At 34.3% G+C, this 14,440-nt stretch carries 15 protein-coding genes and 2 pseudogenes; 8 read left to right on the top strand and 9 right to left on the bottom strand.

The annotated features are described in order from the left end of the window. The 7 genes and pseudogenes from Wcon_RS04905 to Wcon_RS04875 all read left to right on the top strand — a co-directional run. Positions 1-858 (top strand): annotated as a pseudogene (locus Wcon_RS04905) (phage tail tape measure protein); the annotation flags it as partial. Further along, on the top strand, positions 858-1,205 hold the full coding sequence (locus tag Wcon_RS04900; RefSeq protein WP_237350045.1) for a phage tail protein: 348 nt from the start codon (positions 858-860) through the stop codon (positions 1,203-1,205). The pseudogene Wcon_RS04905 and the gene Wcon_RS04900, both read left to right, overlap by 1 nt. Next, positions 1,202-1,411 carry a tail protein X gene (locus Wcon_RS04895; protein WP_406833161.1) on the top strand — a complete coding sequence of 70 codons (210 nt, stop codon included), beginning with the start codon at positions 1,202-1,204 and terminating at the stop codon, positions 1,409-1,411. Before Wcon_RS04900 ends, Wcon_RS04895 begins: the two co-directional genes overlap by 4 nt. Then, entirely contained in the window at positions 1,408-2,373 is a 966-nt protein-coding gene (locus tag Wcon_RS04890; RefSeq protein WP_114517424.1) for a phage late control D family protein, read from the top strand. Before Wcon_RS04895 ends, Wcon_RS04890 begins: the two co-directional genes overlap by 4 nt. A gap of 58 nt (positions 2,374-2,431) precedes the next feature. After that, positions 2,432-2,977 (top strand): ankyrin repeat domain-containing protein, encoded by a 546-nt coding sequence (locus Wcon_RS04885; protein WP_114517423.1) that lies wholly within the window; start codon positions 2,432-2,434, stop codon positions 2,975-2,977. A 67-nt stretch (positions 2,978-3,044) separates the two neighbouring features. Next, on the top strand, positions 3,045-3,266 hold the full coding sequence (locus tag Wcon_RS04880; RefSeq protein ID WP_114517422.1) for a hypothetical protein: 222 nt from the start codon (positions 3,045-3,047) through the stop codon (positions 3,264-3,266). Positions 3,267-3,274: 8 nt separating this feature from the next. After that, positions 3,275-4,195 (top strand): patatin-like phospholipase family protein, encoded by a 921-nt coding sequence (locus Wcon_RS04875; RefSeq protein WP_114517421.1) that lies wholly within the window; start codon positions 3,275-3,277, stop codon positions 4,193-4,195. A 39-nt stretch (positions 4,196-4,234) separates the two neighbouring features. On the opposite strand, the gene wmk (Wcon_RS04870) is transcribed toward Wcon_RS04875, so the two are convergent. The 7 genes and pseudogenes from wmk (Wcon_RS04870) to rnhA all read right to left on the bottom strand — a co-directional run. Next, on the bottom strand, positions 4,235-5,212 hold the full coding sequence (gene wmk / locus Wcon_RS04870) for a WO male-killing family protein Wmk (protein ID WP_114517428.1): 978 nt from the start codon (positions 5,210-5,212) through the stop codon (positions 4,235-4,237). 46 nt (positions 5,213-5,258) lie between these two features. Further along, positions 5,259-6,179, bottom strand: a complete 921-nt coding sequence (gene wmk, locus Wcon_RS04865) for a WO male-killing family protein Wmk (RefSeq protein ID WP_114517420.1) — start codon at positions 6,177-6,179, stop codon at positions 5,259-5,261. An 89-nt stretch (positions 6,180-6,268) separates the two neighbouring features. Further along, the gene (locus Wcon_RS04860) at positions 6,269-7,453 is read right to left on the bottom strand and encodes a hypothetical protein (protein WP_114517419.1); all 1,185 of its coding nucleotides are present in this window, start codon (positions 7,451-7,453) and stop codon (positions 6,269-6,271) included. A gap of 170 nt (positions 7,454-7,623) precedes the next feature. Next, positions 7,624-8,289 carry a JAB domain-containing protein gene (locus Wcon_RS04855; protein ID WP_114517418.1) on the bottom strand — a complete coding sequence of 222 codons (666 nt, stop codon included), beginning with the start codon at positions 8,287-8,289 and terminating at the stop codon, positions 7,624-7,626. A gap of 171 nt (positions 8,290-8,460) precedes the next feature. Beyond that, positions 8,461-9,399, bottom strand: coding sequence for a WO male-killing family protein Wmk (gene wmk / locus Wcon_RS04850; RefSeq protein ID WP_114517417.1), 939 nt, complete (start codon positions 9,397-9,399; stop codon positions 8,461-8,463). A 68-nt stretch (positions 9,400-9,467) separates the two neighbouring features. Then, a complete protein-coding gene (mutL, locus tag Wcon_RS04845; RefSeq protein ID WP_114517416.1) occupies positions 9,468-11,276 on the bottom strand; it encodes a DNA mismatch repair endonuclease MutL in 1,809 nt (602 codons plus the stop codon). Between the two features lie 92 nt (positions 11,277-11,368). After that, a pseudogene (gene rnhA, locus Wcon_RS04840) lies at positions 11,369-11,802 on the bottom strand (ribonuclease HI); the annotation flags it as partial. Between the two features lie 416 nt (positions 11,803-12,218). On the opposite strand from rnhA, the gene Wcon_RS04835 reads away from it, so the two are divergent. Further along, the gene (locus Wcon_RS04835; RefSeq protein ID WP_114517415.1) at positions 12,219-13,115 is read left to right on the top strand and encodes an Rpn family recombination-promoting nuclease/putative transposase; all 897 of its coding nucleotides are present in this window, start codon (positions 12,219-12,221) and stop codon (positions 13,113-13,115) included. Here the strand turns inward: Wcon_RS04835 and Wcon_RS13020 are convergent. After that, positions 13,097-14,032 (bottom strand): ankyrin repeat domain-containing protein, encoded by a 936-nt coding sequence (locus Wcon_RS13020; RefSeq protein ID WP_114517427.1) that lies wholly within the window; start codon positions 14,030-14,032, stop codon positions 13,097-13,099. The two genes, Wcon_RS04835 and Wcon_RS13020, sit on opposite strands and share 19 nt — an antisense overlap. Further along, on the bottom strand, positions 13,954-14,440 hold a 487-nt coding region (locus tag Wcon_RS04825), incomplete at its 5' end, for an ankyrin repeat domain-containing protein (RefSeq protein WP_147269152.1). The genes Wcon_RS04825 and Wcon_RS13020, both read right to left, overlap by 79 nt.

Below are 14,440 nucleotides of genomic sequence, written 5' to 3'. Positions count from 1 at the left end.
ATGAATCTAGGGTCAGTAATGTTGCCTACTTTAAATTATGTAGCTGGAAGTTTGAAAGCAATAACAGAGCGTATAGCTTCTTTTGCAGAAAAATATCCAACTTTAACTACGGCAATCATGAGTACTTTAGCAGCTTTGATAAGTTTGAAAGTCTTAGTAGTGGGATTAGGCTATGGAATTACTTTATTAGGAAGTACAATTTTTGGTCTTAAAGCAACAATACTGACAACATTTTCATCTTTATCAAGTATAGTTTTTCCTGCAGTAATAACAGGGCTAAGAGCAATAACACTCGCTGTAATGACTAACCCAATTGGACTTTTAATAGCGAGTCTTGTTGCTGGTGCAGTTTATGTTCTAACTAACTGGCAAAAAGTGAAAGACTTTTTCTCTAGCTTTTGGAAATCACTCATTGAACCTATAGGAAAAGCTTTTTCATGGATGGGAAATACAGTTAGTAGCATATTTGCTGAGAATAGCCCGATTAGAAAATTTGAAAATAATGGAAATTTTGTTAATAAGCTTTCTAAAAATAGCATTTTCAGTAACGGAAACCCATTGACAAGTAATAGTGCTATTAAACAATTTTCAGAAAATAGTAAAGGCAATTTTGAGAGTTTTAAAGTTAAAGGTGTTATAGAAGAAAAAAGAGCTATAGAACAAGAAGAAGTTAAGAAAGCATTCAAGAAAAGTAGATGTGAAAATAGGGAATCTAAAGTATATAACCAAGCATTCTATCAAACGTTTAATATCAACATTAAGTCTGAAGATGTCCGCAGCGTTGCTGATGCAGTAATAGAAAGATTTAGAGAACAAGCACGTGGGGCACTTTTTGATATAGTTGAAGAGTTACATTGATGTTGCTTGGAAAATGTAAGCTTGAACCAATAAGCCTAAGATACAGTAAAGAAAAAAGGTGGTATACAATTGAATGTATTGAAAAAACGTTGCTACAAAACATTGGCTCAGGAATTGAATGTATTGATCTGACAGGAGTGATTTATCCACGTTATCAGAGTAATGGCTTAGAACAGCTAAAAAATATACGCGATACTCAAGAACCGCACGTTCTGGTTGATAATTCAGGAAATATACTTGGAAATTTTGTCATTACTAATGTAGAAGAAAAACAGATATTATTTTTTCCTGATGGAAAACCGAGAAAAGTTGAGTTTATTTTGAAGTTAAAAAGTTACAGTAAGTGATTTATTATTACACGAAAGAAAACGAAATGTTAGATGAAATTTGCTGGAAACATTATGGATACAGTAGTGGAGCAGTGGAGGAAGTATTGCTTGAAAATCCAGGCCTTGCAGAACATGGAAGTTTTTTGCCCGCTGGATTAAGAATTAAGCTTCCTAAAATTCAAAAAATACCGAAAGAATCTGTTATAAACATTTTAGATGAATGACACCAGATTTTGATATAGTAGCAAAAAATAACCCAGTAACAGAGGTTTTAAAAAAGAGTTTAATATTACTACGTGTCACTGATGGATCAGGTACTACAAGTGACGAAGCTGAGATATGTATTAATTATAGCTCTAGCGCTTTAGAACTTAAGGGTAATTTACAGGTTTTTCTAGGATATAAAGAAACAGGTTTATTACCTATGGGGGTATATAAGGCAAATCAAATTACAATACAAAGTCCACCACAAACTTTAAGAATAAAATGTGACGCTGCAAGTTTAAGAGGATCATTAAAGGAAAGAAAATCAAAGGAATGGAAAGACATTACCTTGGGAGATTTGATTAAAGAAATAGCACAAGAACATGGGTATGAAGGTAAAGTCGCTGAAAGATTTGAAAATATATTTATACCACATACCATTCAAGCAGAAGAAAGCGACATGAGTTTTTTGGAAGGATTAGGCAAAAAATATGATGCACTAGTAAAACCAGCAGGAGGATATATAATTTTTATTCCGAAGGGAGAAGCAAGATCAGCGACTGGAAAGATGTTAGGTACAACAGTATTGACACCTAAAGATATTATAAATTGGGAGGTAAATTTTAATGTGCGTAACAAATATGGATCTGTTATTGCAAAATGGCACAGTTATGAAAAGGGAGAAACTATAGAAGAGAAAGTGGGAAATGAGGGTCCAAGTTATACCCTGCAAACGCTTTACTCTACCGCAGAATCAGCAATTAGTGCAGCAGCAGCTAAGTTAAAACAACTAAAACGTAGTACATCAAATTTAAATGTAACTGTTCCTGGTAATCCAGAATTATTTGCAGAAGCTAAGATCAGTCTTTCAGGATTTTGTCAGGAAATTGAAGGTGAATGGGTAATTAGCAAGGCAGAACATATTCTGAATAATAGAGGATATCAAACTATAGTAGAGGCAGCAGTGAGCAAAGCTGTTTAAGTGAAACTTAAGCAAATGGTCATTTAATTCTAGATGGGTATAATTATTGCAGTACTACATGAACAGAAATATAAGAAGGCTTTTTCATAAAAATTCAATTATACGCCAAGGAGAATTTGATGGATTAATTTTTCTTATAGTGCTAACGGTGTGTATTGTGGTTATATATTTTTCCTTTTTTAAAAAAGGAGATGAGAGTTACAGTGCCACATTAGAAATCGCAGCTAAGAACTGTGACTTGGAAACTGTGAAATCCTTGATAAAAGATAATATAAGTATTGGTGAAAAATCATTACGTTATGTTGCAGGAGAAGGATGTTTAGAAATCGTAAGGTTTTTAGTAGAAGATGGTATTGATATTAATGCTACTAATAAATTCAAATGGACAGCGCTACATTCTGCTGCAGATCAAGGCTATTTAGAAATCGTTGAGTTTCTATTAGAAAAAGGAGCGAATCCTAATATAAAGGATAGCAATGGAAAAAGCCCTAGAAGAATAGCTGTAATGGCATCAAGGCACAACAAAGATAAACCTTACAGAGAAATAATAAAGCTACTTGCAGAAGCAGAGAATCGATACGAGTCAACAAAAAGTAATCACTAAAGCTGCAAGTTTTTTATGATCTCTATATAAACTCCCAAAACCATCCATAATAGATTAATACTTTCACATGAAAAAGCAAAAAATCCCAATAGCGGTAATAATAACAATAGTTCTACAGACTGTAGGATGCATATGGTGGTTGGCAAAACTTGACTTACGTGTACACATCCATGATAAATTTATAGAAAAAAACCAAGGACTAATCGAAATAGTCTATCAACTTGAAGAGAGAGTGAAAAACCTCACTGAAGAAGTCAACGAACTTGAAGCTATTCACAAACACAAATAAATTTTACAGTGACAAAGTACATTTTATCTGTAGATGGAGGTGGAATTAGAGGTATCATACCAGCCATTATTCTTGCAGAAATTGAATCTAGGACAAAAAAGCCAATTTCCCAGATTTTTGATTTAATGGCAGGCACCTCAACCGGTGGGATTATTGTTGCTGGACTTTGTAAAAGCAATAAACTTCAATACTCTGCCAATGATTTGGTTGAACTTTACCAAGAGTATGGAGCATATATCTTTCAATCATCATTTTGGAGAAAATCAATTGCTTCTTGGCTGAGTGGTTCTCAGTACTCGTATAGAAATATGGAATTTATTCTCAACAAATACTTTGGTGAAAGTACTATGGCCGATGTTGCGAGTAATCTACTACTCACCAGTTATGACATTCACAATAGTTGTGAATTTTTCTTCAAAAGTTGGAAAGAAGAAAACATTAAGTTGAAAGATGCACTCAGAGCTACAACAGCTGCCCCAACGTACTTTACACCAAAACGTCTAAAAATTAGCCAAACAGAGAGAGTGTTGATAGATGGCGGAGTGTTTGCTAATAATCCAGCGGCTTGTGCATATGCAAGTGCTAAGAGGCTATTTCCAAATGATGAGATTATACTGCTATCAATAGGCACTGGTGGAACAGATAGAAGTATAAAGTATGCTAACTCAAGGAAATTTGGCAAAATAGGGTGGGTCAAGCCACTACTGAATGTGATGTTTGCCTCTGGATTGGATTGCGTTGATTATCAACTAGAACAAGTAATAGACGATAAATATATAAGAATACAATCGCAATTGAAAGTAGCATCGACTGAGATGGATAACATTACATCAAAAAATATCAAATTTCTTCAACAGGAGGCAAAGGCAATGATAGAGGACAATCAGAAAGTGATAGAAAAATTCTGTATAGAAATATTAAATATATAACTATCTTTACTTATATCTTAATATATTGTTTAACACAATTCAATTTTCACACTCATCAGCAGTTAGACCACTTGCTCGCACAATAATATCAATAGCAACACCTTCCTTAACTAGATCTTTTGCAATCTTGATTTTCTCTGCTTTTTTAACCTTTTCTTTACCAGTTTGCATTCCTTCAGATAAAGATCTGGCTACCGTATCCAGTAATTCTTGATCCTCAATTTTTTCGCATTTACCTACAAACCTCAAAACTGGCTCATTTTCATATTCTGTTAGTCCAAGAGCTTTAATGTTAACTGATAATGTCTTTGCTATCTTATATAATATTTCAATTGGAATGTCTGTATATCCTCGTTCATAGTCGTGTATTTCTTTAGGTGTTGAACCGATTTTATTTGCCAAGTCCTCCTGAGTGTATTCCCGTATTAATCTCTGCTCTTTTATCCTTTTCCCCACTTTGTAGAGTATAGAATCAGTACAAATTTCTTTCTCTATATCATCATATTCATAAGTAGATAAGCGAGTCACTTGGGAAATAATATCAACTGAAACTCCTTCTTTCACTAGATTCTTTGCTACTTCTATTTTTGCTTCTTCTTGGCTAATTTTCTCGCTAATATATACAAACCTTACTAATGGATACAGCTTCTTGCGTAATTCCTGATCCTTAATTTCTCTATGTATTTTTGTTAGATAGACTATTTCTTTATCCTCATCTTCATACCAACTGTTTTCTCTTAGTACTGTTGGTCCTGGAAGTAGATCTATAACATTGACTGACAATGCTCCTGCTATCATATACGATTCTTTGATTGTAATAGCCTTGCACCCTAGTTCAAAGTTATGTATTTCCTTATGTGTTAAACCAATTTTTCTTGCTAATTTTGCCTGAGTATACCCTTGTACTATCCTACAACCTTCTATTTTTTTCCCTAGCTCGTAGCTTACTGAGCCAATATGCTCTGAATTATCATAGATAAATCCTCTAAAAGCTGTTTTTCCTACAGAAGCAAACATATATTCTATCACAAAAAAATCCACTATTGGCTAAGTTTTTATGAAATCACAAAAATTTCTCAATCATATAATTTGATAAGCCTGTCGCTTGCAAGATAATATCAACAGAAATTCCTTCTTTCACTAAATTCCTTGCAATTTCAATCTTCTTTTCCTCTCTGACCTTTTCTCTACAAACATGTATACCTTCAAATAAAGACTTGATTAGCATATCGCGTAATTCCCGACTCTCAATCTTTTTGTATTCTTCTATCAAGTTTGATAGCTTTTCTTCCGCTTCACTATCCTCATCTGATTCGGGAAGTAGATCTATGATACTGATTGATAATACCTTTGCTATTTCATCTAACATTTCAAGTGAGACAGCAGCTCTCCCTTGTTCATATTCGTATATTCCTTGATTTGTTATGCCAACTTTATTCGCTAAATCTTTTTGTGTATATCCTCGTATCAATCTCCACTCTTTTATCCTTTGCCCTACTTTGTATGGAACCGTAATTTTGTTCTCCTCATACTCACTAATAGATAAGTTAGTTGTTCGAGAGATAACATGAGCAGAAACTCCTACTTTCATCAAACCCCTTGCTACTTCCATTTTTACCGCTTTTCTGCTTCTTTCCTCACTCAAACGAATAAATTTGGTTAATAAATAAAATACCTCACTTAATTCTTTATCCTTATATCCCTTTACTAAACTTAATATTTCTTCCTCTTCAAAATATCTTTTTTCATTTGGTAGTGTCTCTCCACAAACTAGACCTTTAACATTCACTGATAATGCTTCTGCTATGGCATATAACTTCTTAATTGGAATTTTACGGTTCCCTTTCTCATATTGCAGTATTACCCAGTACTTTACACCAATTTTCTCAGCCAAACCCTTCTGAGTATAACCTCGCTCTAACCTCCAACTTTTTACTTTTTGTCCTACTTCATAGTCTAGACTTTTTTCCACGCAAAAAACCATATATATAATATTTTCTACTATAGCTCAAAGGCTCCAGATATAACGGTAAGAAAAAACCTCTGGAACCTTAATAGTTGGCTGTAGACGCATTAAAGTTCTCTAAAGGTTTCTTTACTACCTTCACGTATTCTATTTACCCACGGAGACAATACTTCATTATTGCTAACCTCTTTTATAGCATACTTTTCATTCCATATGCCACATCTAGTGAAATTACCTCTCTCTACTGCTTCTTTAAGTTTTACTCCAGCAAGAAGACAATTTTTTCCAATTTCTTCTCCCCTTTCTTGTAATTTAGACCACATTTCCTTGTTTTCTACTCTGACTTGTACTTGATCATATTTTTTTACATCATGGTACAATATAATATTTAGCTTACCAATGCTTGTAGGAAATTCTAATATAATAGAGCTTCCATCTGACATATCGATATAGTTTCTTATACCTCCCTTCTCACTTTTAACCTCAACTGCATCATTGCCAATTTTTAAAATATTACTTCCTAGCTCTCTCAGTATTTTGGCTACCTCTACCTTGCTATCCCCAGAAAATTCTATATACGATGTTGTATTATCTATCTCAACATCTATTAATTTTCCTTCTTGCACAGCACTTTCGCCAGCTTTCTCTAGTTCTTCTAGTCTCTCATCTATCTGTGGCTGAACTTCTGGTTGTAGCTCATTATAGATTTCACCTATCAGTTTATTCTGCAATAAAGTATCATGAAACTCTGCACCACTTAGCATTAGCTTACGCATTATCTTTTTTCGATCACTTTTTTCTAATTTATGAAAATGTGTACCCAATACTACATATTCAGCAAAGCTCCACTCTCCATCATTACATGCATTTAGCCTTGCTCCAGCAGCTAGCGCTTCGTCTACAGCCTTGTGCAGTTCATTTGGACTTTTTGCTCTTACCACAGCACTCTTAAACCAGCTCAACTTTTCTGCACTTGGCTTTATTTTTTTCAAAGCTGAAGCAAATGGATTTTTATCTTCTTGATCACTTACAGGTTTTGTGCCATAAACATAGTCAAATCCTTTCCCATAGTTGATTTTGTTTTCGCGAACTTCTCTACCAGGGAAAGGTGCTATTTCTTCAGGCTTTTTAGCCTTATTAATTTTGCTTACAAAGGTGGATTGCTCCTTAGTACGACCAATTCCTACAATAGCATTTAACACCTCACCTTTTGATAATCTATCAAGATCAATGTTTAACTCGTAAGTACCTCCTTCTTGATCATCAAAAGGTACAATTATTTTATTACTCATATTAGCCTCCGCTATTAAATATATTTAACTAAGTCTATAACCTATTTTATTACTTTATTATTAATTCAATATATACTTTTTCATTAATTATAAACAGGGATTAATGCACTTGCAAATACTTTCTTCATTCAAGTAGTAAAACAACTCATGAAAATCTTCAAACATCTGCTTTATAACAGTCCTTGCTCTTTAAAGCTAAAATACCCAACACTTGTGATGATAATGTGATCCAGTAACCTAATCCCTATAGTCTGACAAGCTTTAGCCAAGTCTTTAGTTACAGCTTCATCCTCATCAGATGGCTTTAACCTTCCTTCTGGGTGGTTATGCGATATTATTATTGACGTCGCTTTTCTTATTAATGCCTTTCTTGTTACTTCTCTTATGTAAAAAGGTACCTTATCCACTGTACCAGTGAACACTTCTTCCCCCTTTAAACGGCACTTTTGATCAAAATATATTATTTTCATCTTTTCCTCCTCTGAATAACCAATACTCACCCTTAAATATTTTACGATGGTTTCCAAGTTATCCATTACAGGTCCTTTCTTTAACTCTTCTCTTGGTACCCTCTTTGAAGCTTCCTTTAGGCATAAAATTACTGCTACTGTAGAGTCAGTTATCCCTTCTATAGTTTTCAAGTCATCTATTTCCTGGCCTAAAACTCCTGCTATTCCAAAACTATCTATTAGCTTTCTAGCAATAATTCGAGCTTCTTCCCTGTCATGCACTGCACTTAGAAACGTTTCTATTACTTCACGATCAAGTAGAGCTTTACCGTTGCTTTCTAATGCTCTGAATTCTATTTCTTCTCTACGATCTTTCTTATTATTCATAAAAATTACCCTTCACTAATAACAAAATGTTTTTATATATTTACTGCTGTTTTTTTTGTCAGCATTGGCATAGAGCCATAGCTTTCGAGTGAAGTCAAATCAATTTTTCAATCTTTTTTACTTATTTTTTCATCAAAAAGTAAGGATATTAATAGATACTGATTTTTTATTTTAATTTTGTTGAATTTCGTCTAAAGAGATGCCCACTGTTTTTAAAATAATATTGATAGAAATTCCTTCCTTAACTAAATTCTTTGCAATTTTCATCTTTTCTACTTTCTTCACTTTCTCTTTGCAAACTTGTATGCTTTCAAACAGAGATTTTATTAGTATATGACGTAGTTCTTGGCTTTTAATCTTTTTGTATTCTTCTATTAACCTTGATAGCTCTGCTTCACTATTCTCATTTTCTGTTGTTTCTGGAAGCAGATCTGTAATATTAATTAATAGTACCTTTGCTATTTCATCTAACATTTCAAGTGAAACAGCAGCTCTTCCTTGTTCATATTCATATATTCTTTGATTTATTATGCCCACTTTACTTGCTAAATCTTCTTGAGTGTATCCTCTTCTCAACCTCCATTCTTTTATTCTTTGACCTACTTTATACGGAATGGAAATTTTTTTCTCATCATTATCATATTCATCAATAGATAAACTGGTCGTTTGAGAGATAACATGAGCAGAAACTCCTTCCTTAACCAAACCCTTTGCTACTTCTATTTTTACCGCTTTTCCACTTCTTTCCTCACTAAGACGGATGAATTTGGTTAATAAGTAAAACGTTTCACGTAATTCTTGGTCCTTAATCTCTTTATGTCTTCTTACTAGATTTAATACCTCTTCTTCTTCATACCTTTCCTCATTTGATACTTCTTGTCCGCAAGCTAGATCTCTAGCAGTTGTTGATAATGCTTCTGCTAATTCATATAACTTCTTAATTGAAATTCTGCGCGTTCCTTTTTCATATTGCAGTATTACCTGATATGTTGTTCCGATTTTTTTTGCTAAATCTTTTTGAGTATATCCCTTTGCTAACCTACGATTTCTTACTTCCTGTCCTATTACTTTGTAATCTAAAAAATTAGAGCATTTATTCTCTTTTTTCACATTTTATACTCCATAACCAGAAGAGCTGTTACGTATACTTAATTGGGAACCTTTTTGACAGACTGAACTCATCTTCTTTCAAACAATTTTTCTATATCACTTAGTTTCATTTCTATATACGTTGGTCTTCCGTGGTTGCATTGCCCAGCATAAGGTGTTTCTTCCATTTGTCTCATCAACTCATTCATCTCCTCCAACTTCATTTTCCTTCCAGCTCTAATTGAACCATAGCATGCAATGGTAGCTGACACTTTTTCTTCTATAGGTAGAGTATCTCCTATCTCCATTAATCTATTAACTACATTCATCACCATCTCTTTTACATTTATTCTTCCTAGAATTGCAGGTATTTCTTTCACCCTTACTTTATCTTCTGATTCTATTTCAATACCAAAACCCATTTCAAAAAGCTTATCTTTATACATTTCAACCATCTCCATTCCTGCTTGGTTTTTAATCTCAACTGTTTCAGGAAGAAGAAGTTTTTGTCTTTTTATGCCTGATTTTTGCTTTAAGCTCTCGTATATCAATCTCTCATGGGCTGCGTGCTGGTCTACTATAATTAATTTGCCTTTAGCCTCAGCAATAATGTAAGTATTGTAGACCTGACAGCGTGCATATCCTAGAGGATGATCCGCTATTAAATCAATTTGCTTCCTTTCTAAAACCATCGTTCCCTTTTGGGGTAGAGATTCTCCATATTTAAACGTTTCTGGTAAGCTTTGCCTTCTTTCATCTGGTGCATTGAATTCTTTCATTAAACGATTTTCTAAAAGACTTGGCCTCTTTTCATAAAACTCTTTTTGATTTTTTTTCTCTTTACTATTAACCGGCTCTTGGCTATCAAACTCCTCAATACTTTGAAACTCAACATCACTTGCTGCAAACGTGCCTACTCTAGTCGATAATGCTTTTATTATTCCTCTTCTCACTATTTCATATACTAGCCTCTTGTTCTGAAACCTTACCTCTGATTTATTTGGATGCACATTTACATCTACTTGATCGTATGGTATCTCTAAGTGCAGCACTGCAAAAGGATACCTCCCACTTGGAATAAAGTCCTGATACGCATATCGAATTGCACCAATAAGTAGATTGTCTTTTATTGGCCTGCCATTAACAAACGTATAGATCTGAGTTGAATTACCACGACTAATAGTTGGTTTACAGATGTGTCCCGTAAGTTTGATGCCGTCTTCTTCCTCTTTAACTTCCAGCGAATTGCTCTGAAATTCTTCTTCTGTTTCACATAATCTGTTAAATAATGAAGTTTGCTTAACATATTTTAAGAGCTTTTTATTACCGGAAGTGAGAGTAAACCCAATACTATAGTTAATCATTGCTAAGTTATTTACAATGTCAACAATGCTTTGTGTTTCTGCCCTCTCGGTTTTTAGAAATTTTAATCTATTTGGTGTGGCAAAAAATAAGTCACGAATTTCAATATATGTACCTTGCAACAAAGAACAAGGGATAATCTCTCTTATTTTTTCTCCTCCCTCATATCTTATAGACCATGCTTCCTTTGCTCCACTTGCCTTAGATGATAATTTCATTCTGCTTACTGCTGCAATTGAAGGCAGAGCCTCTCCTCTAAAGCCAAGATGTCTGATCTCTATTAACTCACTATCACTTAATTTTGAAGTGGCATGCCTCATAAGTGCTAGTTCCAGATCGTTCTTTTCTATTCCATTTCCATCATCTGTCACAGTTATAAGGTTACGTCCACCACTTTCTATTTTGATCTCTATCTCTGAACTTCCAGCATCTATTGCATTTTCTACTAATTCCTTTACTACACTCGCTGGCCTTTCTATTACCTCTCCTGCTGCTATACGGTTTATAGTTTTTGTGTCTAAAAGAATTATTGCCATAACACTCCCTCCAATCTATGAAACTTAGAGCTCCCTCTATTTTTTTGTGATTTCTTGATCTCACAATCTCTATATTTTAGCTTTTTAGATTCCTTTCTAGCAAGTCTATCTGCCTCTTCATTATAGGTATTACCACTGTGAGCCTTAACCCACTTCCAGTTAATATCATGCTGCAAGACAATTTCATCCAATTCCTTCCATAACTCAACGTTTTTTACTGATTTTTATTGGCTGTCTTCCAACCATTTGTTCTCCACTTATTGATCCACTCTGTTATACCTTGTTTAATATACTGACTATCAGTGTGTAAAACAACTTTGCAAGAAACTTTCAACATCTTTAGCCCGTTAATCACAGCCTTTAACTCCATCTTGTTGTTCGTTGTGTTTTCTTCACCTCCAGAGATACGTTTTTTGATAAAGACACTTTTATTTTCATACATCATCACAGCTGCCCATCCACCAGGACCTGGATTTCCAGAACATGCTCCATCTGTATATATTATAACCTTCTTTTTTTCGCCCATACTTACAGAATATAGATTCAACGTAAATTTGCCACCGAAATGTTGACATTAAGTTTCAAGATCTTTATCATGTAAAGGTGTGGGAGGCTAATGAACCTGTCCTCACGATGTTAGGTAAATCGTAATTGAGCTTTTGGGCTCGTGTTTTTATTAGGAGGTTAGTCTCTCATACCCAAAATAATTGTTTTTAAAGCTCTTTATAGCTCATGAATTCATTTGCTGGGGTTTATAGAGGGAGTTGTAAAAGATGATAAAATATAACATTAAGGTGCGTGGTAGCATTCTAGGGTCATTTATGAAGGTAGTTTTTTGCCGACTCTTGAAATTTAGCTAACCTTAATAGGCTTTAGTACAAAAACGTTGAATATTTCTTCACAATTGTGTATAATTATTAATGCTTTTTAGGTTAATTCGTCATGGCTCTTTCGAAATTTCTTGATCCAAAAAACGACCTTAGTTTTAAGAAAATATTTGGCTCTGAAAAGAATAAAAATATCCTCATCCACTTCCTCAACGATATCTTGGACTTTTCTACTTCTGATCAAATAATAGAAATTGAATTCCTCAGTACTATCATGGATCCTGAAATTGCCTCTGACAAACAAAGCATTGTTGATGTTCTTTGCAAAGACTCCATTGGTAATAGATTTGTCATCGAAATGCAGCTCGCTCGTGATAAAGGCTTTGAAAAACGTGCTCAACTTTATGCTGCTAAGGCTTACTCAAGACAATTAGATAAATCTGGTAATTACATTGATCTTCAGAAAGTCTTTTTTATTGCTATTTCCAATTGTAACCTTCTGCCTGGAGAAGTTGACTATATTTCTACTCATAATATACGGGATATCAAAACCAATGGTCATTACTTAAAAGATCTACAATTTGTCTTTATTGAGTTGCCTAAATTTACAAAAAATAGAGTAGAGCAGTTAGAGAATACTACAGAGAGATGGTGTTTCTTTTTTAAATACGCAGAAGAAACAACTGAAGAAGATTTGAAAAAGATAGCAGCAGAAGCTCCAATAATAAAGCTAGCATATGATGAATTAGATAGGTTTCGCTGGAATGAAAAGGATTTGATCGCATATGAGGAAAGAATATTGAGTGTACAGAAAGAGAAGGCTATCCTTGCTCAAAAACTCGATGATGCTAAACTAGAAGGCATCCAAATCGGCCATGAAAAGGGTAAAATTGAAGGTAAAATTGAAGTTGCAAAAAACTCACTCAAGGCCGGTGTCTCTATTGATGTTATCGCTGAAATCACTGGCCTTTCTGCAGACAAAATTAAACAACTTCAGGAAGAAATGGCATGATATGATCCTTGTAACTGTTTGTCCACTGTTGTATTATTTAAATAGCTTCTAGGTTTATTATTAGCAATGTCGTTGGGCATTTGCACTTGGCCACTATTAGCTATCTGCTGCTCATCAAACATCTTTTCAATATTACCTTTTAAAGTACTCAGAAACTTCTCATTTTCCGGATAAGCTTCTTTTGCAGCTAAATATAAGGCATTTGGTATTTGAGAGTACCTCTCGTTCCTCACGTGGCCTGCTATATCTAAATATACTTTAAAAAAGTTAACATCTTTTACTAATACACCAGATTGTTTAGCTGTTTTTTCAAGTGTCTTTTTAAATTCTTCTACGATACTCAGTGTGTCAGCCAGAGCTTCTTCAGGGGTAACGGAACAAAACTTAGGAAGAGGATATTTTTTATCTAGGAAGCTTTGTAATAAGAAAAATCCTAAGCCAACATTGTTACTGATACAAACTTCACTGTTAAACTGGCTAGTACCAGCTGTATTAGAATAATTTGCTGAGGTTTCAGGCAGAGCAGCTCTAGAACCTAACAACTCACCTATAGAGCTTTTTACCCAACCAAATAAATCACTTATCCATGAAGATGGTCTTGCGCTACTACTCGCCACTACCTCATGTTGATTACTTAAATCTATAGCAAGAGGTTTACGTGACAAGTAACCATGATGACGACGTTTGCGTTGTGCAGGTCTATCTTTTTCTTTATTGAGCTCTTTCTCTAAATAATTGATAACATTATTACGTCCTTTATCTCTAGCAATATCTATAGGTGTTTTACCATTCTTATCTTTAGCATTGATATCGGCTCCCTTACCTACAAGGTATTCTACTACATCGAGACGACCACCTTTGGAAGCCCAATGTAATGGTGTCCACCAATTCCCATGAGATCTGTAACCATCCTCCAGTTAGCATCTACTTCCTTCTCAACAACAAAAAACTCTACAATATTTTTATGACCATGAAAAGCAGCAATATGTATAGGAGCCTGGCCATCTGTAGTCTTATACTCCCTAGAATAGAAACCAGCACCATTTTCTACAAGGAACTTAGCAGCTTCTTTGCTTCCAGCTTTAGCAGCATAGTGTAGAGGTCTCCAATAATCATCACCACAATCATTAACATCTTCTCCTTTGCTAACAAGAAAACGTAGAGTTTCTATATCATTATTTTCAGCAGCAAAATGCATAGCTTTTTTACCACGGGCATAATCTTTACTTCTTTCTTCCAAGTATTGAACGATATCTGTATGTCCTTCACCTTTAGCAATATCTATAAGTGTTTTACCATTTTTATCTTTAGCATTGATATCGGCT

Source organism: Wolbachia endosymbiont of Cylisticus convexus (assembly GCF_003344345.1).
This window is presented reverse-complemented; position numbering and strand designations above follow the sequence as displayed.

Excerpts from the sequence above, each read along its gene's own strand:
- Wcon_RS04890 (WP_114517424.1), top strand. The coding sequence starts at position 1,408 with ATGACACCAGATTTTGATATAGTAGCAAAAAATAACCCAGTAACAGAG.
- Wcon_RS04900 (WP_237350045.1), top strand. The coding sequence starts at position 858 with ATGTTGCTTGGAAAATGTAAGCTTGAACCAATAAGCCTAAGATACAGT.
- wmk (WP_114517428.1), bottom strand. The coding sequence starts at position 5,212 with ATGTTTGCTTCTGTAGGAAAAACAGCTTTTAGAGGATTTATCTATGAT.
- Wcon_RS04835 (WP_114517415.1), top strand. The coding sequence starts at position 12,219 with ATGGCTCTTTCGAAATTTCTTGATCCAAAAAACGACCTTAGTTTTAAG.
- mutL (WP_114517416.1), bottom strand. The coding sequence starts at position 11,276 with ATGGCAATAATTCTTTTAGACACAAAAACTATAAACCGTATAGCAGCA.
- Wcon_RS04880 (WP_114517422.1), top strand. The coding sequence starts at position 3,045 with ATGAAAAAGCAAAAAATCCCAATAGCGGTAATAATAACAATAGTTCTA.
- Wcon_RS04855 (WP_114517418.1), bottom strand. The coding sequence starts at position 8,289 with ATGAATAATAAGAAAGATCGTAGAGAAGAAATAGAATTCAGAGCATTA.
- wmk (WP_114517420.1), bottom strand. The coding sequence starts at position 6,179 with ATGGTTTTTTGCGTGGAAAAAAGTCTAGACTATGAAGTAGGACAAAAA.
- Wcon_RS04885 (WP_114517423.1), top strand. The coding sequence starts at position 2,432 with ATGAACAGAAATATAAGAAGGCTTTTTCATAAAAATTCAATTATACGC.
- Wcon_RS04860 (WP_114517419.1), bottom strand. The coding sequence starts at position 7,453 with ATGAGTAATAAAATAATTGTACCTTTTGATGATCAAGAAGGAGGTACT.